This window comes from Pseudorhodoplanes sp. (genome assembly GCF_050250235.1).
Classification (GTDB): Bacteria; Pseudomonadota; Alphaproteobacteria; order Rhizobiales; family Xanthobacteraceae; genus Pseudorhodoplanes.
In genome coordinates, this window is sequence record NZ_JBFWPA010000056.1 from 12518 (window position 1) to 36546 (window position 24029).

General features: G+C 64.8%; 21 protein-coding genes. 8 read left to right on the plus strand and 13 right to left on the minus strand.

The features are described 5' to 3' along the window. Positions 1–6: 6 nt before the first annotated feature. From AB7F49_RS22105 to AB7F49_RS22125, 5 genes are all read right to left on the minus strand, one after another. A complete protein-coding gene (locus tag AB7F49_RS22105; RefSeq protein WP_428526335.1) occupies positions 7–984 on the minus strand; it encodes a quinone oxidoreductase family protein in 978 nt (325 codons plus the stop codon). Positions 985–1069: 85 nt separating this feature from the next. Beyond that, positions 1070–1801, minus strand: coding sequence for an SDR family oxidoreductase (locus tag AB7F49_RS22110; protein WP_428526336.1), 732 nt, complete (start codon positions 1799–1801; stop codon positions 1070–1072). Between the two features lie 13 nt (positions 1802–1814). Then, positions 1815–2555 (minus strand): TerC family protein, encoded by a 741-nt coding sequence (locus tag AB7F49_RS22115; protein ID WP_428526338.1) that lies wholly within the window; start codon positions 2553–2555, stop codon positions 1815–1817. Between the two features lie 10 nt (positions 2556–2565). Continuing rightward, positions 2566–3312: a CDP-alcohol phosphatidyltransferase family protein gene (locus AB7F49_RS22120; protein WP_428526340.1), complete on the minus strand. Its 747-nt coding sequence runs from the start codon at positions 3310–3312 to the stop codon at positions 2566–2568. Next, a complete protein-coding gene (locus AB7F49_RS22125; RefSeq protein ID WP_428526342.1) occupies positions 3309–4328 on the minus strand; it encodes a methyltransferase in 1020 nt (339 codons plus the stop codon). The genes AB7F49_RS22120 and AB7F49_RS22125 overlap by 4 nt, the downstream gene beginning before the upstream one ends. A 102-nt stretch (positions 4329–4430) precedes the next feature. Between AB7F49_RS22125 and AB7F49_RS22130 the strand changes: the two genes are divergently transcribed. Beyond that, the gene (locus AB7F49_RS22130; protein WP_428526344.1) at positions 4431–5642 is read left to right on the plus strand and encodes a UbiH/UbiF family hydroxylase; all 1212 of its coding nucleotides are present in this window, start codon (positions 4431–4433) and stop codon (positions 5640–5642) included. A 6-nt stretch (positions 5643–5648) separates the two neighbouring features. Here the strand turns inward: AB7F49_RS22130 and AB7F49_RS22135 are convergent, their stop codons facing one another. Together AB7F49_RS22135 and AB7F49_RS22140 are read right to left on the minus strand one after the other, a co-directional pair. After that, positions 5649–6719 carry a CaiB/BaiF CoA transferase family protein gene (locus tag AB7F49_RS22135; RefSeq protein WP_428526346.1) on the minus strand — a complete coding sequence of 357 codons (1071 nt, stop codon included), beginning with the start codon at positions 6717–6719 and terminating at the stop codon, positions 5649–5651. A 57-nt stretch (positions 6720–6776) separates the two neighbouring features. Continuing rightward, a complete protein-coding gene (locus AB7F49_RS22140; protein WP_428526348.1) occupies positions 6777–7733 on the minus strand; it encodes an AEC family transporter in 957 nt (318 codons plus the stop codon). Between the two features lie 179 nt (positions 7734–7912). Between AB7F49_RS22140 and AB7F49_RS22145 the strand changes: the two genes are divergently transcribed. Continuing rightward, a complete protein-coding gene (locus AB7F49_RS22145) occupies positions 7913–8956 on the plus strand; it encodes an HpcH/HpaI aldolase/citrate lyase family protein (RefSeq protein ID WP_428526350.1) in 1044 nt (347 codons plus the stop codon). 95 nt (positions 8957–9051) lie between these two features. Next, on the plus strand, positions 9052–9384 hold the full coding sequence (gene hspQ, locus AB7F49_RS22150; RefSeq protein ID WP_428526384.1) for a heat shock protein HspQ: 333 nt from the start codon (positions 9052–9054) through the stop codon (positions 9382–9384). A gap of 28 nt (positions 9385–9412) precedes the next feature. Here hspQ and AB7F49_RS22155 read toward each other — a convergent pair whose 3' ends face one another. Next, positions 9413–10105, minus strand: coding sequence for an invasion associated locus B family protein (locus tag AB7F49_RS22155; protein WP_428526351.1), 693 nt, complete (start codon positions 10103–10105; stop codon positions 9413–9415). Positions 10106–10317: 212 nt separating this feature from the next. Then, positions 10318–11061 (minus strand): invasion associated locus B family protein, encoded by a 744-nt coding sequence (locus AB7F49_RS22160; protein WP_428526353.1) that lies wholly within the window; start codon positions 11059–11061, stop codon positions 10318–10320. A gap of 211 nt (positions 11062–11272) precedes the next feature. Between AB7F49_RS22160 and AB7F49_RS22165 the strand changes: the two genes are divergently transcribed. The 4 genes from AB7F49_RS22165 to AB7F49_RS22180 all read left to right on the plus strand — a co-directional run bounded on the left by AB7F49_RS22165 (position 11273) and on the right by AB7F49_RS22180 (position 16661). Then, positions 11273–13138, plus strand: coding sequence for an extracellular solute-binding protein (locus AB7F49_RS22165; protein ID WP_428526355.1), 1866 nt, complete (start codon positions 11273–11275; stop codon positions 13136–13138). Continuing rightward, positions 13135–14619 carry an AMP-binding protein gene (locus AB7F49_RS22170; protein WP_428526357.1) on the plus strand — a complete coding sequence of 495 codons (1485 nt, stop codon included), beginning with the start codon at positions 13135–13137 and terminating at the stop codon, positions 14617–14619. The genes AB7F49_RS22165 and AB7F49_RS22170 overlap by 4 nt, the downstream gene beginning before the upstream one ends. 76 nt (positions 14620–14695) lie before the next feature. Next, on the plus strand, positions 14696–15949 hold the full coding sequence (locus tag AB7F49_RS22175; RefSeq protein ID WP_428526359.1) for a GGDEF domain-containing protein: 1254 nt from the start codon (positions 14696–14698) through the stop codon (positions 15947–15949). A gap of 49 nt (positions 15950–15998) precedes the next feature. Continuing rightward, a complete protein-coding gene (locus AB7F49_RS22180; protein WP_428526361.1) occupies positions 15999–16661 on the plus strand; it encodes a DsbA family oxidoreductase in 663 nt (220 codons plus the stop codon). Positions 16662–16795: 134 nt separating this feature from the next. Here AB7F49_RS22180 and mfd read toward each other — a convergent pair whose 3' ends face one another. After that, a complete protein-coding gene (gene mfd, locus AB7F49_RS22185; protein WP_428526363.1) occupies positions 16796–20305 on the minus strand; it encodes a transcription-repair coupling factor in 3510 nt (1169 codons plus the stop codon). Further along, positions 20305–20592: a succinate dehydrogenase assembly factor 2 gene (locus AB7F49_RS22190; RefSeq protein WP_428526365.1), complete on the minus strand. Its 288-nt coding sequence runs from the start codon at positions 20590–20592 to the stop codon at positions 20305–20307. The genes mfd and AB7F49_RS22190 overlap by 1 nt, the downstream gene beginning before the upstream one ends. Positions 20593–20746: 154 nt before the next feature. Here AB7F49_RS22190 and recG point away from each other — a divergent pair, with 154 nt between their 5' ends. Then, a complete protein-coding gene (gene recG, locus AB7F49_RS22195) occupies positions 20747–22846 on the plus strand; it encodes an ATP-dependent DNA helicase RecG (RefSeq protein WP_428526367.1) in 2100 nt (699 codons plus the stop codon). Here the strand turns inward: recG and AB7F49_RS22200 are convergent, their stop codons facing one another. Together AB7F49_RS22200 and AB7F49_RS22205 are read right to left on the minus strand one after the other, a co-directional pair. Beyond that, entirely contained in the window at positions 22847–23209 is a 363-nt protein-coding gene (locus tag AB7F49_RS22200) for a DUF805 domain-containing protein (protein ID WP_428526369.1), read from the minus strand. 38 nt (positions 23210–23247) lie between these two features. After that, on the minus strand, positions 23248–24018 hold the full coding sequence (locus AB7F49_RS22205; RefSeq protein WP_428526371.1) for a DUF502 domain-containing protein: 771 nt from the start codon (positions 24016–24018) through the stop codon (positions 23248–23250). Positions 24019–24029 lie beyond the last annotated feature (11 nt).

Here is a 24029-nt window from a genome sequence, read left to right on the forward strand (position 1 = left end):
TGCCGCCTACGGAATGAGGATCGACGAACCCGTGGTCTCCCGACCCTCCAGGTCCTCGTGAGCCTTGCGGGCATCCTTCAGCGCGTATGTCTGGTTGACCGGGATTTTGACCGCGCCGCTCCCGACCACGTTGAAGAGGTCGTTTGCGGTTGCGACCAGGTCCTCGCGCTTGGCCACGTAATTGTTCAGTGTCGGGCGGGTCGCGAAAAGCGAGCCCTTGGTCTGCAGGATGTTGATGTTGAAGGCCTCGATCTGGCCGGACGCCGAGCCGAAGCTGGCGAACATGCCGAGCGGCCGCAGGCAGTCGAGGGAGGCCGGAAACGTGGTCTTGCCGATGCCGTCATAGACCACGTCGCAGAGCTTGCCGCCGGTGATCTCTTTCACTTTCGCGGCGAAGTCCTCGTCCCGGTAGTAGATCACGTGGTGACAGCCATTGGCCTTGGCAATCTCGCCCTTCTCCTTGCTGCCGACGGTGCCGATGACGGTCGCACCGAGATGGTTGGCCCATTGGCACAGAATCTGACCGACGCCGCCCGCCGCGGCATGCATCAGCACGGTCGTGCCCTTGGTCACCCTGTAGGTGCGGTTGAGCAGATATTGCGCGGTCATGCCCTTCAGCATCATCCCGGCCGCCTGCTCGTAGGAAATGACGGGCGGGATTTTCACCACCCGGTCGGCCGGAAGCAGCCGCTCCGCCGAATACCCCCCGAGCGCCACCACATAAGCGACGCGGTCGCCGACCTTGATGTCGGTCACACCTTCGCCGACCGCGATCACCTCGCCCGCGCCCTCGTTGCCGGACACAAACGGCATGCCGACCGGCGACGGATACATGCCCATGCGGAAATAGGTATCGATGAAATTTACCCCGCAGGCATGCTGTCTGATCCTGATCTGGCCCGGTCCGGGCGCCGGCACCTCGATGTCCTCCACAGTGAGGACCTCAGGGCCGCCATGCTTGTGAACCCGGACCGCTGCGACCATCGTCGACCTCCCTTGGCGCGCTCATCGCGGCGCGCTGAAAACCGGCCGGGATCATAGGGGGCGCGACGCCCGGCGCAAGCGCGCGCTATCGGGCGCCGGAGACGGACAGAGTCGTACCGCTGGTATAGCTCGCCCGGTCCGACATTAAGAAAAGAATGGCCTCGGCGACCTCCTCCGGCTTCCCGACCCGGCCGGTCGGGAGCTGATGGGCAATCCGCGCCAGTCGGCCCGGCTCGTGGATTTCGGTGTCGATCGGGCCGGGCGAGACCGCGTTGACACGGATGCCCTCCCCCGCAAGCTCCTTCGACAACCCGGTCACCAGGCCCTCCACCCCTCTCTTGGTGGCGGCATACCAGGCGTATTCGCCGGCGGCGCCAAGCTGCGCCTGCACCGAGGAAAGGAAAATCATGCTGCCCCCCGCCTTGCCATGCTTGGTCGACAGCCGCGGGATCGCCGCACGCGCGCAAAAGAAGGCGCCCATCAGGTTGATGTCGACATTGTCGCGCAGCGTCTGCGTCGACACCGCCTCGAAGCGTGAATTCTTGCCGGTGACCCCGCTGTTATAGACCAGGTGCTTCAGCGGACCGAACCCATCGACCGCCGCGAACAGGCGCTCGACATCCTCCTCTTTCGCCATGTCGCCCTGCACCGCAAGTCCGCGCGCCCCGGCCTTCTCGATCTCGCTGACGACCTGCGCCGCGGTCTGCGCATTGCTCTTGTAGTTGATCACCACGTCATGGCCGCGCGCCGCTGCGAGCATGGCGGTGGCGGCGCCGATGCCGCGGCCGCCGCCGGTAATCAGAACGATGTCTCTCATGATGCTTTCCAGTTCACTTGCGTGTCAGCGCTTTCGGGCGACGGCGCCGGTTGCGCAGCGCCAGGACGTTGAAAACCTCAACGGCACCGGCAAAGGCCATGGCGAAATAGATATAGCCGCGCGGAATATGAAAGCCCAATCCATCCGCGACAAGTGCCACACCGATCAATAACAGGAATGAGAGAGCCAGCATTTTTGTGGTGGGATATTTCTGAATGAATTTCGACACCGGCGAAGCGGCGAAATACATGACGAGCATGGCGATCACAACCGCAGCGATCATGATCTCGACGTCCTGCGCGAGCCCGATCGCGGTGATGATCGAGTCCAGCGAGAAAACCAGGTCGATGGCGACGAGTTGCGCGACGATCCAGGCAAAGGCCTGACGATCGGTCCTCGGCTCCATGTCCTCGTATCGTGCTTCGACCTCGGAATGGATTTCGTGCGTGCCCTTGGCGATCAGGAACATGCCTCCACCGAGCAGGATCAGGTCGCGCCACGATATCTCGTTGCCGAGCACCGTGAACAGCGGTGTCGTCAGTCGCATGATCCAGGTCAGCATGAGGAGCAGCGCGACCCGGAACACGAAGGCAAGGCCGATCCCGATCCTGCGCGCCATCCGCGCCTGATCGCGCGGCAGCCGTGCGATCAGCACCGAAATGAAAACAATGTTGTCGATGCCAAGCACGATCTCCAGCACCGACAGCGTGACGAGTGCGAGCCAGGCATTCGGATCGGTCAGCAGATGGAGCATCGATGCATGCCTAGTCGCCGGCGGTGGCGAGCCCGATGGTCAGAAAGTACACGCCGAGCGCAGCGAGCGACCATGCGACGATCGGACCGGGATCGAGCGCGGTCATCAGCGCATAGAGGCCAAGCGCGCACCAGGCCACCAGCGCCGCGAAATTGAGAGTGCGGAAATGCGCAACCCGGAACGGATGCAAGACGCGCAGCGGCATGAAGGTCAGCACCACGAGAATGGCGACGGCGGAAGCTGCGATCCAGGGCGGCAGCTTGAGAACAAACAGGTGGAAGGCGACCGCGTTCCACAAGGCGGGAAAGCCGCGGAAATAATTCTCCGATGTCTTCATCTGCTCGTCGGCGAAATAGAGCGCGCTGGTCACGACGATCGCGATGGCGAGCGGGATCGCCATTGCGGGCGGCAAGATACCGCTGGTGGCCAGCGCAAAGGCCGGCACGAACACGTAAGTGGTGAAATCAACCACCAGATCGAGCGCGTCGCCGGACCAGCGAGGCAGGACCTCCGCGACCCGAAACCGCCGCGCCAATGTGCCGTCGATCCCGTCGATAAACAGCGCGACCGCGAGCCACACGAACATCGTGATCCATTCGGCCCTGGCGGCGGCAAGCATCGCGAGCAGCGCGCATGCGGCACCGCAGGCCGTGAAGATATGGATGGAGAAGGGTCGCGCGGCGGTGGCGGCGCGGCGGGCCGAAACGCGCAGCCTGCTGTCGCCCTTGCCGCTCCTGCTGTCGCCCTCGCCGCTCAAGGCTTGCAGCCCGTGAACAGAAACGTGATATCCGGAATGTGTGGGCGCGCGTCGACCGGCGAAAAGCCGGCATCGCTCATCGCGGTTGCGATGTCCGATATCGTGTGAGGATGCGTGGTTGCCGAAATCGCGAGATTGGCAAACGACCAGAGCGCCGCATTGCGAGGGCCGGGTTGTTCGTCGTGCATGGCAAAATCATGGATCATGATGCCACCCGCGGCAGGGAGGTAACCGAACGCGCGCACCAGCAGCGCGCGCAGGTCCTCCGGACGGTACGAACTGACGATATAGGACATCAGGATCAAGTCGCAGCCTTCCGGCCATGAATCGTTGACCACGTCACCAGAGGCGCAATCGATCCGTTCGCTCAAGCCCGCATCTGCGACGAATTGTTCAGCGAAGCGGATCACCCCTGGCTGGTCGAACACGATCGCGGACATCTGCGGCCAGCGCCTCGCGATTTCGATCGAGAAAGCGCCGGAGCCACCACCGAGATCGAGCATGCGCCGGTAGGCTGAGAAGTCGGCGTTGCGCGCCAGCAGAAAGGCCGGTCCAGCGGAGCCGGCATGCTGGCCGCGGATGAACAATTCGGTGCGGACCGGATCGTCGAGAAAGCTGGAATAGGTGGTGTCCCGCGCTTCGCCGCGAAGCACGGCGCGCGCCTGCGGCAACTGCTGGTACAGCGTGTCGGCGATCTGCCGCAGGTAATATTCGCCCATATAGCCGCGGGATTCGCGGACCAGATAGCGCGCCGCCGCCTTGCTGTTGCGATAGCGCTCGTTCTCCCGCAGCACCAGACCGAGGCCGGTCAGCGCGTGCAGGAGCGCGTGCAGCGGCCCGATGTGCGCCCCGGTTCGAGCCGAAATTTCCTCCGCCGTCAGCGGGCCGGTCGCAAGCGCCGAAAACAATCCCAGTTCCAGCGCCGCGAACAGGGCCTGCGAGCCCATGAATCCATAGGCGATGGACGAAACCAGCGTGACGGCATCGTCTTTTTGTTCGGGCGCGTCGGCGGACATGTCCGGCCTCCTGTATGCAAGGCAAGACTGCCCCGTTTCGCCGGCGCGGCGCAACAACCGGCCGCCTCGCCACGCGCTGCCGCCTGCGCTATGAGACTGCCCATGATCGCGCCGGCACCATCGAAGGCGGATGTCGTCGTTGTCGGCGGAGGCCCCGCCGGACTGACGGCCGCGATCGCGCTTGCGTCCGCCGGGCTCACCGTCGCGCTGGTGGCGCATGCGCCGCCCGCCGACAATCGCACGACCGCGCTGCTCGCAAGTTCGGTCGCGGCGCTTGAAACGCTGGGCGCCTGGGAAAAATGCAGCGCGCAGGCCGCGCCCTTTACGGCGCTTCGCATCATCGATGCGACGCAGCGCCTGTGGCGCGCACCGGAAGCGCGGTTCGAGGCCCGCGAGATCGGGCTCGACGCCTTCGCCTGGAATATCGAGAACCGGCATCTGGTCGCGGCGCTGGAAACGCGCGCCGCTGCCATGCCAAGACTCGACCGCATCCGTGACACCGCAATCGCGGTCGAGGTCGAACCCGATGCCGTCACGGTTCGCACCGGGGGCGGGACGATCATTGAAGCAAGGCTGGCGATCGGCGCCGATGGAAAGAATTCCCTGTGCCGGGCGGCAGCCGGAATCGACGTGCAGAGCCATGGCTACCCGCAGGTCGCACTGACCTACAACGTCTCGCATCGCCGCCCGCACCGCGATATCTCGACCGAATTCCATGCCGAGCAGGGTCCGTTCACCCTCGTTCCCCTGCCTGGCCAGCGCTCGAGTATCGTGTGCGTGGTCTCGCCGGCGCAGGCAGACCAAATCCGATCCCTGACCGGCGAGGCGCTGGACCGCGAGCTCGAGCAGCGTTCGCATTCGATCCTCGGCAGGATCAGCGCCGAGCCCGGATACGGCGCGTTTCCGCTGGTGATGGAAACGGCACGCCGCTTTGCCGCGCAGCGCATCGCGCTCGTAGGCGAAGCGGCTCACCGCTTTCCGCCGATCGGCGCGCAGGGCCTCAATCTCGGCTTGCGCGACGCCGCGGCGATCGCGGAGATCGCATCGGATCATCGCCACGATCCGGGCGCACCGGAACCCATCGCCCGATATGATCGCGAGCGCCGAGCCGATATCCTGAGCCGCACCATGGCGGTCGACCTGATGAACCGCTCGCTGCTGTCAGGCTTCCTGCCGATGCAGGGGCTGCGCGGCATGGGCCTGCATCTCCTCAACACCATCGGCCCGCTGCGGCGCACGATGATGCGCGAAGGCGTGATGCCACGGCTGGCTCAGCCGCGGCTGATGCGCGGCGAGGCCCTCTGGCTCCGTTGACAACGCTCATCCCGTGCCGGCTGGCTCGCGGAATTGCGGATCAATCGGAACCGGCAGCGCCGGCAGCGTTCCGCCCGCGGCGCCACCGACCCGACGCGCGAACAGACCGCGTGCGATGAAATGCGGGTCGCCCAGCGCCTCTTCCAGCGAACGCACGATGGTGACACAGCAATCGGCCTCCGCGAAGAGCGGCTCCCATTCACTGGCACCACGACTGGCGAGAATGGCGGCGACCGCCTCGATCGTCGCGTCCGGATCGCGGCTGTCATCGGCCAGTGCCTCGCCGAGACCAATCAGCGCGACAAAGCGCTGCCAGAAATGCTCCTCGATTGCCGCACAGGCGATTATTCCGCCATCCTTGGCGGGATAGAGCCGGTAGCGGGCCGCAGACCCCGTCAGTTCGCGCTGCCCTGACCGCGCCATCGCTCCGGTCGCCCAATAGCCCGACAGCGCCCGCCACGCGAAGGTAAACATCGCGTCCGACATGGCGATATCGAGATGGCAGCCCGTGCCGGTCCGGTCGCGCTGGCGCAGGGCGAGCAGGATGTTGATCACCGCCGGAAAGCTGCCGCCCGCGATGTCCGCGATCAGCGCTGGGGGAATGACCGGGCGGTCCGGCGGCCCGGGCTGCAGGGACAGAAGCCCGGTGCTGGAAATGTAATTGAGGTCATGCCCGGCTTCGCCGGCACGCGGCCCCTGCTGGCCGTAACCGGAGATCGAGCAATAGATCAGCCGGGGATTCAGGGACGATACCGAATCGAAGCCAAACCCGAGCTTTTCCATGGTATTTGGCCTGAATTGCTCGACAAGAACATCGCTGTCCTCAAGCAATTGATGAAGAGCGCGAACGCCCTCCCGCGTCTTCAGGTCGAGGGTACGTATGGTCTTGCCCCGGTTGAGCAGGCTGAAGGCGGCGCCGGTGCCCTGCCAGTTCGGGGCATAGCGGCGCAAGTCGTCACCGCCGGGGCGCTCGATCTTGATCACCTCGGCGCCGGCCTCCGCCAGCATCAGTGTCGCCAGCGGACCCGGCAGCAGGTTGGTCAGGTCGACGATCCTGATCCCGGAGAGCGGCTGCATGAACTTCCTCCGCATGTGCCTGCCCGGTGGCGCTTCGATAGGTCCGAATGAGCGCGGTTAAAACGGTGTTACCGGCAACCGTCCGGACTGCACGAGCCACATCACGCTCGTCAGCGTGAGCACCGACACCAGCGTGCCGATCAGGATCGAGCCGGATGCCTCCTCCACCCAGACGTCATATTGGCGCGCCAGCACGAATACATTAAGCGCCGGCGGAAGCGCCGCCATCAGCACGGCCGCATAGGTCCAGGATGCGCTGAAGGGACCGAACCAGGCCAGCACGAAAAACACGATCAGGGGGTGCAGCAGGAGCTTCACCGGAACGATGGCCGGGACATCCCAGGCGAGCCGTGGCAGGGGCCGCAGCGCAACCGTGACCCCGAGCACGAACAGCGCGCACGGGGCCGCGGCATTCTGCAGGAACTGCATGAGGCGGTCGAGCGCAACCGGTGGCTCGACATGCAGCGCCGCGGAAACCGCCCCGAGCAGGGTCGCGATGATGAAGGGATGCAGGGCGATGCGGCGACTGACAAAGACAACCGAACGCCAGAATCCGCGGGGCTCGCCCCCGCCGATTTCCATCAGGAACGGCACCAGGGAAAACAGGATGATGCTGTCGAAGCAGAAGATCAGCGCGACCGGCGCCGCCGCCTGCGGCCCGAGCGTAGAGAGCGCCAGACCCGGCCCCATATAGCCGATATTGCCGTAACCTCCGGCAAGGCCGGCGATCGTCGCTTCCGGCGTGGTGCGATGGCCGAGCTTTGCGATGCCGAACGCAATGAAGAAAGCAGCCGTGGTCGAAAGGCTGGTCGCCGCCACGAAGGAAACGTTGGCCAGTTCTTCAAACGGGGTCTTGGCCACGATCCGGTAGAACAGGCAGGGCAGCGCCACATAGACGATGAAGAAATTCATCCATGCGAGCCCGGTATCGGGAATCTGCTTCAGGCGGCCGCAGGCATAGCCGAGAAAGATCAGCCCGAAATACGGAAGCGCCAGATTGAGGACGTCGATCATGCCGAAGGGGTCGATCCCGAACTGCCGCTCGCCGCAGGGACGGCGCCGGTTGTGCCCGAAAGTGCGGCTTGGCGGGCGGGCGAGCGTGTTCTAGATCATGTTGCGCTGCACTTTCCACCGCGCGTGCCGCATAGCCCGACCGCTGTTGCACCAAAGCCGTTTCTCCCGAGGCCGTTGCCATGAAGCTGCCCCGCAACTTCTTCAAGCCGCTCGCTGCCGGCGCCCCTGCCCCGACGCGTGAATTGCCGGTCCGGCTCGAACGGATGATCCATTTCGTACCACCGCACATCGAGAAAGTGACCGCCAAGGTCCCGCAGCTGGCGCGCGAGGTCGACGTGGTGCTCGGCAATCTTGAAGATGCGATCCCCGCCGACGCCAAGAAAGCGGCGCGCGACGGCTTCATCGCCATGGCGAAGGCGACCGATTTTGGGGCGACCGGGCTCTGGACCCGCATCAACGCGCTCAACTCGCCCTGGGTACTGGACGACATTACCGAACTGGTCGCGGCGATCGGCAACAAGCTCGACGTCATCATGCTGCCCAAGGTCGACGGGCCGTGGGACATCCACTATCTCGACCAGCTGCTGGCGCAGCTTGAGGCGCGGCACGCGGTGACCCGGCCGATCCTCATCCATGCCATCCTGGAAACCGCTGAAGGCGTCATGAATGTGGAGGCGATCGCGACCTCATCGCCGCGCATGCAGGGAATCAGCCTCGGTCCCGCCGACCTTGCTGCCTCGCGCGCGATGAAGACCACGCGGGTCGGCGGCGGTCATCCGGAATACAAGGTGCTCGCGGATGCCGCAGCCGGCGGCGGATCACGTGCAGCGTTCCAGCAGGACCTCTGGCACTACACGCTCGGCAAGATGGTCGACGCCTGTGCCGCGGCCGGGATCAAGCCGTTCTATGGTCCGTTCGGAGATTTTTCCGATCAGGACGGCTGCGAGGTGCAGTTTCGCAATGCGTTCCTGATGGGTTGTGCGGGGGCGTGGTCGCTGCATCCGACCCAGGTCGCGATCGCCAAGCGGGTCTTCTCGCCCGACCCCGATGAGGTTGCCTTCGCGAAACGGATTCTGGATGCGATGCCGGACGGCACCGGCGCGGTCATGATCGACGGCAAGATGCAGGACGATGCAACCTGGAAACAGGCCAAGGTGGTGGTCGATCTGGCCAGGCTGGTCGCCACCAAGGATCCGCACCTTGCGGCGCGCTACGGCCTCTAGGTCGCCTCGGAGCCATCTACCGGCCACGAAGAGCGTCCGGTTCCGGTCCGGGGGGTGACGCGAGGCGGCGCTGTTCCTATGATGGCGGCATGAGCATGACTGAACCGCGCATAGCGAAATTCTGTATCGGGCAGGTGGTGAAGCACCGGATATTTCCGTTCCGGGGCGTGATCTTCGACATCGATCCGACCTTCAACAACACCGAGGAATGGTGGCTGTCGATTCCGGCCGAGGTGCGACCGCACAAGGACCAGCCCTTTTATCACCTGTTCGCGGAGAACGCGGAGACCGAATACGTCGCCTATGTCTCCGAGCAGAACTTGCTCGCCGACCATTCCTCCGATCCGATCCGCCATCCGCAGGTCAGGGAAATGTTCGTGAAGGACCGCAGCGGCGCATACCGGCCGCGAGACTTGCGGGTGAACTGATCGGCCTGCGGGCGAAAACCGGCCACCGCTATTGCGGCTTGCCCTGTTGCGCCCGCTCCTTCGCGCGCTTTTCAAGTTCTTCCTGCAGCTTCTTGTTGCGCTGCTCGACCTCTTTCGGATCGGTCGGCGCCCCGTCATATGCCTTCGCGAAATCCGCGAGCGGTACCGCCAGCGTGAACACCGATTGCTGCATGTTGTAGGCCTGAACATACAGGTTCTGGCCCTTCTTGAGCTTCGCAACCAGTTCCGCACTGGCTTCGCCCTGTGCCATGCAGCCGCCACCGGCGCACACGATGATCGGCAGGACCATCGCGCCCTGCTCGTCATTGTCGACCAGCACGCGTGTGCCGCGCGGCAAGAGAATCCCGAGCGGAAGCATGATCTGGAGTATCTTTCGCGGTTCGCCCTCCGCCTCCATGAGAACGGCACCGACCATCGGAGCACCGCCCTCCAGACGTCCGTCCCTGCCGGTGCGGCACAGAGTCTTGCCGCCGGTTTCCGCACTCTTCGAGCAGAGCTTGGTCCAGTACGAATAGACCAAGGGCGGCGTTTCGGCAGCGGCAGGCTTGGCGGCGTCCGGCTTGGCAGGCTGCTGGCCCTTCGGGGCCGCCTTTTGCGCAGGCTTTTGCTGCGCTTCGGCGGTCGCGACGCCAGCGATCGCAAGGATGACGATGGCAGGTATCAGACTGCGCAGAGGCGATGGCGATCTGAAATGGGTCATGTCGCTTCCTCGTCGTTTGCATCGGGCTGCAGCCTGCCGGATGCCCTTACCATTCATTGTCCGGTCGCCCAAACAAGGCCAAAGCATGACGTTTCGCCCAGGCACTTCGGGCTGCGTCAATCGGTCCAGAAGCAACGGACCGGTCCGGAGGCGGCGGAACAGAAAGGGCGCGCCCTTCGGCACGCCCCCCATATGCCGCACGTGCCGCAGCGCTATTGGGTCTTGCCGCCCTCAAGCTTCTGACGCTGCTCGTTCGCCCGGCGCTGCAGCTCATCCTGAAGCTTCTTGTTCTTCTGCTCCAGTTCCTTCGGATCGGTGGCCGGACCGTCATAGGCCTTGGCGAAATCGTTGAGCGGCAGCGAAAGGGTCATGACGCTTTGCGCCATGTTATAGGCCTGCACATAAAGGGTCTGGCCCTTCTTGAGCTTCTGAACGATTTCGGCGGTGGTCTCCAGATGCGCGATGCAGCCGCCATTGGCGCAGGTGAGGAAGGTACCGATGATAGCGGAAGGTTCGTCGCGATCGATTACCACCCGGGTTCCTTTGGGCAGGTAGACGCCGGGCGGCAGCATGATCTGCAGGACCTTCTTGCCCTCCCCTTCCATCTCCATGAGGATCGCCGCTACGACCGGCATGCCAGATTCGAGTCGCCCATCCTTGCCAGTCTGGCAAATCTGCTTGGCCCCCTGTTCGGGACCCTTGCCGCAGATCTTCGTCCAGTTGGAGTAGATCAGCGGCGGAATCGCCTGCTCCTGCTGGCCGGATGCCGCCGGTGCCTGCGCGGCCGGGGGCGTCGCTGGCGCACCGCCCTTCTGCTGGCCCTTCGGACTGGCCTTCTGCGGGGCCTGCGCGGAAGCCGCGACCAGTCCTGCAACCGAAACCAAAGCGACCGCGGCAAAGATTGCGAGCGTCCGGGCCACCGGACGGGCCGGTGCGGACGCAGACCGATACGTCATGATCCTACTGTTCCTCGTTTTCGCCGTGCCAAACGGCGGTGGGCTCGTCGGCCGCCAAACCGCTGTCTCAACGCCAAAAAAGGCGACAGCGTGACGCCGGGCACGGGCCTGATAGCCGAAAACGCCCTCACAATAAAGCTTGAAGACCAAAAATGATGATATCGGGCACGCATCGCATCAACAGCGATGGCAACCCATATATCGCGCAGCCATGATTGCTGATGCGAACGAATCGGATCACCGAGCGGTGAAAGTCTTGACCCTGTCCTGGTTTCGCGGCCGCTTCGGGATCGCACTCGTGGCCGCGGCCGTTTCGTGGCTCGTCGGTTCTGCAGCACCCGCATTGGCCGGCGCGCAGCATGCGATTGCCATGCATGGCGCGCCGAAACTGCCGGCCGATTTTTCCGCGATGCCCTATGTGAATCCCGATGCGCCGAAGGGCGGGCGCCTGACCGTGGGCGTGCCGGGAACCTTCGACACGGTCAATCCGCTGGTGGTCCGGGGCCTGCCAGTGCCCAACATCCGCGGCTACGTGATCGAAGGCCTGATGGCGCGCGGCTACGACGAACCGTTCACGCTCTACGGTCTTCTTGCGGAGAGCGTCGAGACCGACGACAAGCGGACCTACGTCACCTTCAACCTCAACCCGCGCGCGCGCTTCTCCGACGGCAAGCCGGTGACGCCGGAGGATGTCATCTTCACTTGGCAGCTTCTGCGCGACAAGGGCCGCCCCAATCACCGCTCCTATTATGCGAAGGTCGCGCGCGCGGAGATTGTCGGTCCGCACTCGGTCCGCTTTGACCTGTCCGGCAACGCGGACCGGGAATTGCCGCTGATCCTCGGACTGATGCCGGTCCTGCCGAAGCACGCGACAGACGTTGCGCATTTCGAGGAGACCACCTTCACGCCGCTCGTGGCCAGCGGGCCCTATATCGTCAAGTCGGTGGATGCGGGACGCAGCGCCACGTTTGTCCGCAATCCGGATTATTGGGGCGCCGACCTGCCGATCAACCGGGGCCTGTGGAATTTCGACGAGATTCGGTTCGACTTCTACCGCGACGAAAACGCATTGTTCGAAGCCTTCAAGAAGGGTTTGTACGACGTTCGCGCCGAGAACGACGTCACGCGCTGGCAGACCGGATACGATACACCCGCATTCCGGGCCGGGCGCTACGTCAAGGAGACCTTTCACAACGGCACGCCGGTCGGCATGAGCGGATTTGCGTTCAACACGAGGCGCGCGATCTTCGCCGACATCCGGGTGCGCGAGGCGCTAGCCTCGCTGTTCGACTTCGAATGGGTCAACAAGAATTTCTTCTTCGGGCTTCAGAGGCGCACCGCAAGCTATTTCGAGGGCTCCGACCTGTCGTCGGTCGGACGACCGGCAGACGCGCGCGAGCGGTCCTGGCTCGCGGCCTTTCCGGACGCGCTGCGCGAAGACGTGCTCGAGGGCCGCTATGCTCCGTCCAGATCTGACGGCTCGGGGCGCGACCGCGATGTGCTCAAGCGGGCGCTCGCGCTGCTTTCGGATGCCGGCTACGAACTCGAGGGCACGGTTCTGCGTCATCGCGACACCCATGAGGCGCTGAGCTTCGAAATCCTCGTAACCACCCGCGATCAGGAGCGCATCGCGCTCGCCTATGCGCGCGACCTCAAGCGCGCGGGCATCAAGGCAATCATCCGGAGCGTCGATGCGGTGCAGTTCGACCGGCGGCGACTCACCTATGATTACGATATGGTGCCGTATCGCTGGGACCAGTCGCTGTCGCCCGGCAACGAGCAAAGTTTCTACTGGGGGTCGGCTTCGGCCGACGTGGATGGCACGCGCAATTACATGGGCGCCAAGAGCAAGGCCATCGATGCGATGATCGCGCAGCTTTTGGTCGCGCGCGACCGGGACGTGTTTGAATCGGCGGTTCGTGCGCTCGACCGGGTGCTGATCTCGGGCTTCTATGTCGTGCCGCTGTTTCACCTGCCCGATCAATGGGTCGCCCGCTGGACGCGCGTCGAACATCCGCAGCGCACTCCGCTTTTTGGCTATATGCCGGAATCCTGGTGGCGGAAGCCCGGCACATGAGTCCGGCGCCCGGCCCGCTCCCGCCGCTGGATGCGATCCTGAAGGCGCACGCAACGAAAGGCCCCGACAGGCTCGCACTGGTCGACCCGCCGGATTGCGAGGCGGTAACGGGTATGGCGCCACGACGCTTCACGTATCGTGAAGCGGATCGCGCCGTCGGGGCCATCGCCGCGCGGCTGCGGGAGATCGGCCTTGCCGCGGGCAGCGTGGTCGGCATCCAGATGCCGAATGTCGCCGCCGGCATCCTGACCCTGCTTGCCGTCATGCGCGCGGGCATGATCGCAGCGCCGCTGCCACTGCTGTTCCGGCGCGCCGATTGCGTGGCGGGACTTTCGACCGCGGGCGCACGGGCGATCGTAACCTGCGGGCGCGTGTCCGGCTTCGACCATGCCGGGCTGGCGCTCGAGATCGCGACCGAACTGTTCCCGATCCGGGCGATCTGCGGCTTTGGATGCGGCGCCGTCGACGGGGTGGTGCCACTCGACGATCTTCTGTCCGCGAACGAGGAACATCCGGACACGATCCTGTTTCATGGCGACCGCCCCGCCGCCTTTGCGGTGATCACGTTCGATACGACCATCGACGGCATCGTTCCGATGGCCCGCAGCACCGCGCAATTGCTGGCGGGTGGCCGGTTGATCAGGCAGCGTGGCGCAATTGCGCCCGCCTCTGCCGTCGTGCTGTCGACCCTTCCGGTCTCGTCCTGCGCGGGGATCGCGACCACGCTGGTGCCGTGGCTGCTCACCGGCGGCACGCTTGTGCTGCACCACCCGTTTGATCCCGATATCCTGCGCGAGCAGATCATGCGCGAGCATTGCACAATGCTGGTGGTCCCGGACGCGATGCTGCCGGCGCTCGACGCGTCGGATTGGCTCGACAATGTCAGCGCCGTGATCTCGGTGTGGCGCGCGCCGGAGCGGCTTGCGCATGCGGCAGCGTGGACGAGCGCAATCACGCTGGTCGATGCCGTCGCTTTCGGCGAGACGGCGATGCTGGCGGCACGCCGCCCACCGGACGGCCGGACCCTGCCCTGGCCGATCGGCCCGATGGCCATTGCGGATGGCGGTTCGGAATGTGCGCAGGTCTCGATGATGCCCGGCGGTACTCTGGGAATCCGGGGCCCGCTCGCCGCCGTATCGTTCCACCCCTATGGTACCGAAGCTTCGAGCGACCCCGGCGCGGCTCACGATCCTGTCGATACCGGCTATCCCTGCCGCGCCGTCGATGATGGCGCCGCGCTCGTCGTGACGGCCCCGCCCGCGGGCATGATCCGCGTCGGCGGCTATGGCTTCGCGATCCAGCAGTTGCAGCACCTGGTCCGCGGACTGGACGCCAATGGCGTGCTGGCGGCACTTCCGCATGCCCGCTCCGGTCACCGGCTCGCAGGGCACAGCCACGATCCCGTTGCGATGCGTGCGATGCTGCGTGAGAGCGGATCGAATCCCCTGCTGCCGGCCGCATTCCGTGATCACACGACCTGACGAATTGCGCCGGCCGCGTTGACAGCCCATTAATGGGCGCCCGCTATCACTTCCGTCGCATCACAAGGACGGATCCATGTCACTGCAGGGGCCGGTCGTCGTCGTCGCCGAGCAATGCGCTCCCGGCCTGATCGAAGCGGTATCCGCAGCCGGAGCGTTTCCGGTGATCGAGGCGTCCTGCGAACGGGCAAGCGCCGCCATTGCTGCCGCCGATCCCGCCGCAATCATTCTCGCTGACATTCATGCTGCCAATGATCGCGTGTTGGGCGAAAGTCTGACCCGCACCATCACACGCCGCGCGCCGATGGTGCCGGTTGTCGCATGCGCGACCGGCAACGCGGTCCTGCCGTATCGCGAAGCGCTGGCGATGCCCGACCATTCCACGCCCAGCGCGGTCGCGGCACGATTGTCGTCGGTGCTGCGCGTGCGCGCCTTGCATGCGAGCGTGCTGCGCCGCGCGGAGGCCGCCCGGTCCGCGGGTCACGCGCTGCCCTCAACGCCGGCCAATGATCCGATCGAGGATGCGACCGTCATTCTCGCCGGCCGCGGCAGATCCTATCCGGGCCTGTCGGTCGCGCTCGGAGAACGGACCGGGCTGATCGGCGTGCTCACGATCGAGGCCGCCGCACGCTATCTGAAAACCCGCGATGCCGACGGCCTCGTGATCGGCGATGGATTCTATCCGCACAATGTCGACGCGCTGCTCACGGTCATCGCGGAAGATTCACGCTTTCGCGACCTCCCGGTGGGCGTGATCGGACAGCCAGTCGGGATCGATGCTCGCAGGCTCCCGCACCTCGTATTCGCCTACCAGTCCGACTGCCTGGTATCGCGGATTTTGCCGCTGGTGCGGCTGCATGCCTTCGAGGCGCGGCTGCGACGCACCCTCGACGCCTTCGTGAAGGAAGGCGTGATCGATCCGGTGACGGGATTGATGTGCGAGGGCGCGTTCATGGATGAACTGGAGCGCGTCATGAGCGACGCGAGCCGCCGCAGCGGCGGGTTGTCGGTTGCCCGGCTGATCTTCGAGACGAGTGTCGATCCGCGTGCCCTGAACGATGCTGCGCGGCTCGTCTCGAAGCTGGTGCGCGGCGCCGATTTTGCGTGCCGCGACCGCGACGCATCGATCCTGGTGGCGTTCGCCGATACCGCGCCGCGTCAGGCGCAGATCGTGGCGAAGCGGCTGGTCAGCGTGCTGCGCAATACGATGTTGCAGGGTGGCCGACGCCGGCCGGTCGCACCGGACGTTGCGCTGACCGCATGGCGATCGACCGACACCCGGGCAAGCCTGCTTGCGCGCATCACCCCGGCTGCGGTTGCGGCGGAGTAGCGTCCGTCCTACATGGTGCGGGTCGCGCGTCGTAGAGCTGGAGGTCGCCATGACCAGTCCCGTCCGTGTCGATGTCGTTTCCGACATCGTCTGTCCCTGGTGCTTCATCGGCAAGAAGCGGCTGGAACAGGCGATCGCACTCAATCCGGATATTCCGGTGGAGGTGCATTACCATCCCTATTTCCTGAATGACTGGATTCCGCCGGAAGGCATTTCGCGCGAGCAATATCTGACCACCAAATTCGGCTCGCCGGAACGCTACAAGGAGATTGCGACGCGGGTGTCGGTGGCAGCCGCACAGGATGGCCTCGTCTACGCCATCGACAAGCTGAGCCGGCAGCCCAACACGACCGACAGCCATCGCCTCATTCACTGGGCCGACCAGATCGGAAAGGCGCCGCAGATGAAGCAGCGGCTGATGGAGCTGTATTTCTCCGAAGGCGCCGATCTGTCCGACCGGGCCGTGCTGGCGAAGGCCGCCGCCGATGTCGGACTTGACGCGGACGAAATCGCAGGGAAACTCGAGTCGGAGGACGATCTCGCGATCGTGTCGCAGCGCGTTGAGCAGGCGAAAGCCGCCGGCATCCAGGGGGTGCCGTTTTTCATCTTCGACAATGCCTTCGCGGTGTCGGGAGCGCAGGCTCCCGAGCAACTGGCCGGCGTGATCCGCAAGGCGGCGGACGAGAAGAAGCAGAAGGCGACCGCTGGGTAAGGCACGGTAAGGCGCCTCCACACACTCCGCTCATTCCCGCGAAGGCGGGAATCCAGAATCGCAGATACTTATGTTGTTGGCTGATCTAGATCCCCGCTTTCGCGGGGACGAGCGGGAGAGTTTGTCACTCCACGTCAGGCCGCCTTCTTGCCCTCCGCGATCTTCACCAGGTTGCGCAGGATTTTCGTGGTGCCGAGCAGCCGCTGCACCGGCTTGGGCCAGTCATCCAGGAACACCACTTTCATGTCCGGCCGCACCTTGGCGATCGGTGACTGGCTCGCGATGTAGCGTAGCAGACCGTCCGGATTGGCGAATGTGTTGTCACGGAACTGGAGCACCGCGCCCTTCTGCCCGGTATCGATGCGCTCGACATTGGCGCGCTTCGACAGCAGCTTGATGGCAACGATCTGCAGCAGATGCTTGACCTCCTCCGGCAGCGGACCGAAGCGGTCGACCAGTTCGGCGCCGAACGCCTCGATCTCCTGCTCGGTCTCGACGGTGGCGATCCGCCGGTACAGCCCGAGCCGTACCGACAGGTCCGCGACATAGTCCTCCGGAATGAGCACGGGCGTGCCGACCGTGATCTGCGGCGACCATTGGTCCGCAACCGGCTCGGTGATGCCGGCCTTGAGCGAGGTCACCGCCTCTTCCAGCATCTGCTGATACAGTTCGAAGCCGACTTCCTTGATATGGCCGGACTGTTCCTCGCCGAGCAGATTGCCGGCGCCGCGGATATCGAGATCGTGAGAGGCAAGCTGGAAGCCGGCTCCCAGCGTGTCGAGCGACTGCAGAACCTTGAGCCGCCGCTCCGCCTGCGCGGTAATGCGTTTCTCCGCCGGCAGCGTGAACAGTGCATAGGCGCGGATTTTCGATCGCCCCACCCGGCCGCGTAGCTGATAGAGCTGCGCCAGGCCAAAGCGGTCGGACCGGTGCACGATCAGTGTATTCGCGGTGGGGATGTCGAGCCCGGACTCGATGATGGTGGTCGAGAGCAGCACGTCGAACTTGCCGTCGTAGAACGCCGACATGATGTCTTCCAGTGCGGTCGGAGGCATCTGGCCATGCGCCACCGCGACCTTCACCTCCGGTACGGTCTTGTCGAAGAATTCTTTCGCACCCGCGAGGTCCTCGATGCGTGGACAGACATAGAAGCTCTGCCCCCCGCGATAGCGTTCGCGCAGGATCGCCTCGCGCACAACAATAGGATCAAATGGCGACACGAAGGTACGCACCGCAAGGCGATCGACGGGGGGCGAAGCGATCAGCGACAGGTCGCGCACGCCGGTCAGTGCGAGCTGCAGGGTGCGCGGGATCGGGGTCGCCGTCAGCGTCAGCATGTGCACTTCCGCGCGCAGCGTCTTCAGCTTCTCCTTGTGCGCGACACCGAAATGCTGCTCCTCGTCGACGATCACCAAAGCGAGGTCTTTGAACTTGATGTTCTTGCCCAGCAGCGCATGGGTACCGACGACGATGTCGAGCGTGCCCTCGGCCAGCGCCTTGCGGGTCTGTGCGAGATCGGCCGACGTTACCAGCCGCGACGCCTGCCCGATCTTCACCGGGAAGCCATGGAAGCGTTCGGTGAAGGTCTTGTAGTGCTGACGCGCCAGCAGCGTGGTCGGCACCACCACCGCCACCTGCTTGCCGCTCATTGCCGCGACGAAAGCCGCCCGCAAAGCCACTTCGGTCTTGCCGAAGCCGACATCGCCGCAGACCAGCCGGTCCATGGGTCGGCCGGAAGCGAGATCGTCGAGCGTAGCGTCGATCGCGGCCTGCTGGTCCTCGGTCTCCTCGTACGGAAAGCCGGCGCAGAATTCGTCATAGGCGCCCGACGGCACCGTGAGCTTCTGCGCCTCGCGCAGTTTCCGCTCGGCCGCGACCTTCATCAGCTCGTGCGCGATCTCGCGGATGCGGTTCTTCATCCGCGCCTTGCGGGCCTGCCAGCCGGTGCCGCCGAGCCGGTCGAGATCGACTTCGAGGTCCTCCGATCCGTAACGCGAAAGCAGTTCGATGTTCTCGACCGGGAGATACAGCTTGTCGCCGCCGGCATAATGCAGTTCGAGGCAGTCATGCGGCGCGCCCGCCGCCTCGATGGTCGCAAGACCGATGAAGCGTCCGATGCCGTGATCGACGTGAACGACCAGATCGCCGGCCGACAGGCTGGTCGCCTCGGCGATGAAATTCTCGGCTTTCTTGGACGCGCGGCGCGGACGGACCAGGCGGTCGCCGAGGATGTCCTGTTCTCCGATGATCGCGGCCTGCCCGGTCTCGAAACCGGATTCCAGACCGAGCACCGCAAGCGCGACATCGGTCACGGGCCGTGCCAGCGCCTCCTGCCACGAGCCGACATTGACGAGATTGGCGAGACCGTGGTCGCGCAGCACGTGGCTCATGCGGTCGCGGGCGCCATCGCTCCACAGCGCAACCACCACTTGCCTGCCGCCGCGCTGCAGGCCGGCGACATGTCGCACCACGGCATCGAACACGTTACCATCGGCCTCGGCGCGCTCGGCACTGAAATTGTGGCCTTGCCTGGTGCCGATATCGACCACCACCGCGCCGTCGCTCGCGGGTACGGCGAACGGAGTCATGCGCGCGAGTTTCACCCGCGCGAGCTGGTTCTTCCATTCGTCTTCGGTGAAGTAGAGACGCTGCGGCGGCAGCGGCTTGTACGGCACGCCCCCCACCCCCTGCGGTGCGTTCTGCCGCGCCTCGTAATAGTCGACGATCTGAGCGATCCGCTCATGGGCGGCGTCATCGGCCAGCGGTTCGAGCACCACCGGGGTCCGGCCGAGATAGTCGAACAGCGTGTCCATATGGTCGTGGAACAGCGGCAGCCAATGCTCCATGCCGGGATAGCGGCGGCCTTCGCTCACCGCCTCGTAGAGCAGGTCGTCGCGGGTCGCAGCGCCGAACGCCTCGACATAGCCGAGCCGGAATCGTCGGATCGTGTCCGAGGTGAGCTGAAATTCCGAGACCGGCACGAGGTCGAGCGCACGCAGGTCGTATTGCGTGCGTTGGGTCTCCGGATCGAAGGCACGGATCGTCTCGATCTGATCGCCGAAGAAATCGAGCCGGACCGGGTCGCCCATGCCGGGCGCGAACAGGTCGAGGATGCCGCCGCGAACCGCATAATCGCCGGGCTCGCGCACGGTGGACACGCGGGTGTATCCGTTCAGTTCCAGCCACCCGGCGACGCGCTCCATTGGCAGAACGTTGCCGGGCGCGGCAGACAGTGACAGCCCAATCACCAGCGTGCGCGGCGGCACCCGCTGCAGGATCGCGTTGACCGTGGTCAGCACGACCGCCGGCTTTTCTCGCCCCTGCACGTTGGCGAGTCGCGACAGCGTCGTCATGCGTTGCGCGAGCACTCCGGCATGCGGCGACACGCGGTCGTAAGGCAGGCAGTCCCAGGCCGGGAATTCCAGCCGCTCGATCTCGGACGCGAAGAAAGAAAGCCCGCGCGCCAAGGCCGCCATACGCGGCCCGTCGCGGCAGACCACCAGCAGACTGACGGCCGGCGCGTCGCGACCGGCAGCGATGGATCGGGCCAGGTCGGCGACGACCAGGCCCTCGGCGCCGTCGGCGACACCCGTCAGGGTCAGCGGACTTCCGTTCTTCAGAAATTCGGCCGGCGATTTCACCATCAGCGCCCGCCCCCGTTATGGAAGCGCACGATCCGCTCGAGCAGATCCGACCGGTGAATTTCGGGAACATCCAGTTCGCCGCTGACCCAGAGATAGAGGTCGTGATCGGCCACGTCGAGCAGCCTTTCGTAGGTCTCCAGGTCGCTTTCGGACAGGTCGGCAATGTGCGCGTCGGCAAAACGGCCGAGCAGCAGATCGGTTTCCCGGATGCCGCGATGCCAGGATCGAAACAGCAGCCGCCGCTGCCGCTCATTCAACCCCTCGCTCGATCGCGTAGTACCGGTCATCCTGCTTGTCCGAAAACGCCGAAAGCCCGGACGGGCCGGGCGCGCGTATATAGGCATGATCCGGAAAAGTGGGAACCGACTTTCGGACGAGATCAGGCCCATGCGAAAGGCATAGGGCGCCACCCTATCAGCCCTGCTGTGATACTGCTCCGCCATGCGGCCAAATCTGCTCGATCCGTTCTTCAGGGCGATTACGACGCTTCCGGGCATCGGCCCGAAGCTCGAAAAGCTGTATCGACGGCTGCTCGGCCGCGAGGACGAGCCGCGGCTCGTCGATCTGCTGTTCCACCTGCCGACCGGCGCAATCGACCGCAGGGCGCGCCCTAAACTCCGCGAGGTCGAGCCTGGCTCGGTCGTGACGGTGAAAGTCACCGTCGACCGCCATCGACCGGCCCCACCCGGCCGCGACCGCGCCCCGCATCTGATCTATGCGAGCGACGAGACCGGCGACCTGATCCTGACCTATTTCCGCGCGCGTCGGGACTATCTGGAGAAGCTTTTTCCGGTGGGCGAAACCCGCTACGTCTCCGGCAATGCGGCGTTCTATGACGGCATGTTGCAGATGGTGCATCCGGATCGCGTGGTCGACGAAAAAGGCCTCGCCGCCTTGCCCATGATTGAGCCGGTATATCCGCTGACCGAGGGCATCACGGCGAACATGATCGTGAAAGCCATCGACAACGCACTCTCGAAGATTCCGGCGCTGGCGGAATGGCAGGAAACAGCGTTCTTGCGAAAGAACGGCTTCCCGCCCTTCGGCGATGCGCTCCAAACTTTGCACCGGCCGCGCGACATGAACGATATCGCGCCCGAGGGACCGGCACGCACGCGGCTTGCCTATGACGAACTTCTCGCCAGCCAGCTCGCGCTCGGACTGATGCGCGCGCATAATCGAAAGCGCGCGGGTCGTGCGCATGCCGGCAACGGTCATCTGCGCCGCGCCATCATCGCAGCACTGCCCTATTCGCTGACGCTGTCGCAGCACCGCGCACTCGAGGCGATCGTAGTGGACCTCAGCAAGCCTGAGCGCATGGTGCGCCTGTTGCAGGGTGATGTCGGCTCCGGCAAGACCGTGGTGGCTCTGCTCGCCGCCGCTGCCGTGATCGAAAGTGGCCGTCAGGCCGCGCTGATGGCGCCGACCGAAATTCTCGCTCGCCAGCATTTCAATACGATCGCGCCACTCGCCGAGGCGGTCGGCATCCGCGCCGCCATTCTGACCGGACGCGAACGCGGCAAGGACCGGAGCGCACTGGTCGAAAAGCTTGCCACCGGAGATATCGATATCCTGGTCGGCACGCATGCCCTGTTCCAGGATGATGTCACCTTCCGCGACCTCGCCTTGGCTGTTGTGGATGAACAGCACCGTTTCGGCGTGCATCAGCGCCTTGCGCTCGTGAACAAGGGTGAAGCCGTTGACATGCTGGTGACGACTGCGACCCCGATCCCGCGCACACTGGTGCTGACCTATTTCGGCGACATGGATATTTCCGAATTGCGCGAAAAGCCGGCCGGGCGCCAGCCCGTCGATACCCGCACCATCCCGCTCGACCGGCTCACCGAGGTGACGGATGCCGTCGGCCGTGCGCTGCAAGACGGCCAGCGGGTCTATTGGGTTTGCCCGCTGGTGGAGGAATCCGAGACCAGTGATCTCGCCGCCGCCGAGGACCGCTTCAAGACGCTGCGCAAACGCTTCGGCAAGGAAGTCGATCTGGTCCACGGACAGATGCGCGGCAGCGAGAAGGACGAGGCAATGCGTCGCTTCTCCGTCGGAGAAACGCAATTGCTGGTCTCGACGACTGTGATCGAGGTCGGCGTCGATGTGCCTGAGGCGACCGTGATGGTGATCGAGCACGCCGAGCGCTTCGGGCTGGCCCAGCTTCACCAGCTTCGCGGCCGCATCGGCAGGGGGCACGGCAAGTCGACCTGCCTCCTGCTCTATCGCGCGCCGCTCGGCGAGACCGCGAAGGCGCGGCTCGCCATCATGCGCGAAACCGAGGACGGCTTCCGGATTGCCGAGGAAGACCTGAAGCTGCGAGGCGAAGGTGATGTGCTCGGCACCCGCCAGAGCGGGATGCCGGCTTTCCGCATCGCCTCGCCGGAAGCCCATGGTCATTTGCTGCCGGCCGCTCGTGACGATGCCCGCCTCATCCTGTCGCGCGACGCCGCACTCGTAGGCGAGCGCGGCAAGGCATTGCGGCTCCTGCTCTATCTGTTCGAGCGCGACGACGCGATCCGGCTGATCGACGCCGGATAATCACTCGCCGAGCGGGTTCGGGCCGAAGCGGTTGGGTCCTGGCTGGCCGCGCGACACCCACCAAACGATCAGCACAATGGTCCCGACAACAGTAAGCGACAGCAACTGCCACCAGCCCGTGCGGTCGATGTCGTGCAGCCGGCGCGCCCCCACGGCAAGCGATGGAATGATCAGCGCGAGTGCGCAAAGTCCGTAGATCGGACCGGGGCCGTCATAGTCGAGCATATACTGATCCAGCAGCGTCGCGACGACATAGACAATGAACGCAAACAAGTTCCAGAACCAGAACGCCGAACGCTGCGCGCGCCCCTTGAAGTTTGCGTAGTTCTGAAAGCCCGACTGGATCGCTTCCGTGAAATTCATCGCCCCGTCTCCCCGTTGTTGCAACCGACTCTCGCCCGTTACGCAGCCGGCTCCTTCGTCGCATTCTCGCGCGCGGTCTGCGCAATCGCTGCGGCCGCGGCCATTGCCGCAACGCTGCCGGGTTGTCCGTTCGGCGCGGGCACACCCGGCTGAATCATTCCGGCCGACATGATCAGGGTTGCCGCCTGCTCCACCGGGATATCGAGTTCGATGATTTTCTTGCGTGGAACATAAAAATAGAAACCGGTCGTCGGGTTGGGTGTGCAAGGCAGGAACACTGATATCTGGTCGTCGCCTCCCGGCAGACGGCTTGCCACGTCGGCGCTTGGCGGCTGGGATATGAAAACCAGCGACCACATGCCGGGCGCCGGAAACTCCACCAGACCGACCTTGCGGAAGCTCGTCCCCGATTTCGAGAACAGCATCTGAAACACCTGCTTCACCGTCTTGTAGATCGGCCGCACGATGGGCATCCGGTCGATGAGGTGATCGCCCAGTTGTACCAGCGTCCGGCCAACCAGATTGGCGGTGAGGAAGCCAAGCAGAGTGAGCGCGAACAGCGCGATCACGAGCCCCGACCCGGGGATTTTCCAGGGCAAATAGGTTTCCGGACGATACATGTCCGGAACCAGCGGGCGCACGGCATCATCCACCCAGGTTACGAAGGCGGAGATGAGCCAGGCCGTGATTGCGAGCGGGCCCGCCACCACGAGCCCGGTCAGGAAATAGTTGCGCAGCCGCGCACCCAGCCCATGCGGCGGCAGGTCGGTCTCGATGATGTCGTCGGGCGGCTTCTTGGTTTCGGTCATGCGGCTCAACG

Coding starts and splice junctions, on each gene's coding strand:
- AB7F49_RS22155 (WP_428526351.1), bottom strand. CDS start 10,105: ATGACCCATTTCAGATCGCCATCGCCTCTGCGCAGTCTGATACCTGCC.
- AB7F49_RS22125 (WP_428526342.1), bottom strand. CDS start 4,328: ATGTCCGCCGACGCGCCCGAACAAAAAGACGATGCCGTCACGCTGGTT.
- AB7F49_RS22190 (WP_428526365.1), bottom strand. CDS start 20,592: ATGACCGGTACTACGCGATCGAGCGAGGGGTTGAATGAGCGGCAGCGG.
- AB7F49_RS22135 (WP_428526346.1), bottom strand. CDS start 6,719: ATGCAGCCGCTCTCCGGGATCAGGATCGTCGACCTGACCAACCTGCTG.
- AB7F49_RS22165 (WP_428526355.1), top strand. CDS start 11,273: ATGATTGCTGATGCGAACGAATCGGATCACCGAGCGGTGAAAGTCTTG.
- AB7F49_RS22140 (WP_428526348.1), bottom strand. CDS start 7,733: ATGATCGACGTCCTCAATCTGGCGCTTCCGTATTTCGGGCTGATCTTT.
- AB7F49_RS22200 (WP_428526369.1), bottom strand. CDS start 23,209: ATGAATTTCACGGAAGCGATCCAGTCGGGCTTTCAGAACTACGCAAAC.
- AB7F49_RS22130 (WP_428526344.1), top strand. CDS start 4,431: ATGATCGCGCCGGCACCATCGAAGGCGGATGTCGTCGTTGTCGGCGGA.
- AB7F49_RS22105 (WP_428526335.1), bottom strand. CDS start 984: ATGGTCGCAGCGGTCCGGGTTCACAAGCATGGCGGCCCTGAGGTCCTC.
- AB7F49_RS22180 (WP_428526361.1), top strand. CDS start 15,999: ATGACCAGTCCCGTCCGTGTCGATGTCGTTTCCGACATCGTCTGTCCC.
- AB7F49_RS22110 (WP_428526336.1), bottom strand. CDS start 1,801: ATGAGAGACATCGTTCTGATTACCGGCGGCGGCCGCGGCATCGGCGCC.
- AB7F49_RS22145 (WP_428526350.1), top strand. CDS start 7,913: ATGAAGCTGCCCCGCAACTTCTTCAAGCCGCTCGCTGCCGGCGCCCCT.
- AB7F49_RS22205 (WP_428526371.1), bottom strand. CDS start 24,018: ATGACCGAAACCAAGAAGCCGCCCGACGACATCATCGAGACCGACCTG.
- mfd (WP_428526363.1), bottom strand. CDS start 20,305: ATGGTGAAATCGCCGGCCGAATTTCTGAAGAACGGAAGTCCGCTGACC.
- AB7F49_RS22170 (WP_428526357.1), top strand. CDS start 13,135: ATGAGTCCGGCGCCCGGCCCGCTCCCGCCGCTGGATGCGATCCTGAAG.
- hspQ (WP_428526384.1), top strand. CDS start 9,052: ATGACTGAACCGCGCATAGCGAAATTCTGTATCGGGCAGGTGGTGAAG.
- AB7F49_RS22160 (WP_428526353.1), bottom strand. CDS start 11,061: ATGACGTATCGGTCTGCGTCCGCACCGGCCCGTCCGGTGGCCCGGACG.
- recG (WP_428526367.1), top strand. CDS start 20,747: ATGCGGCCAAATCTGCTCGATCCGTTCTTCAGGGCGATTACGACGCTT.
- AB7F49_RS22175 (WP_428526359.1), top strand. CDS start 14,696: ATGTCACTGCAGGGGCCGGTCGTCGTCGTCGCCGAGCAATGCGCTCCC.
- AB7F49_RS22115 (WP_428526338.1), bottom strand. CDS start 2,555: ATGCTCCATCTGCTGACCGATCCGAATGCCTGGCTCGCACTCGTCACG.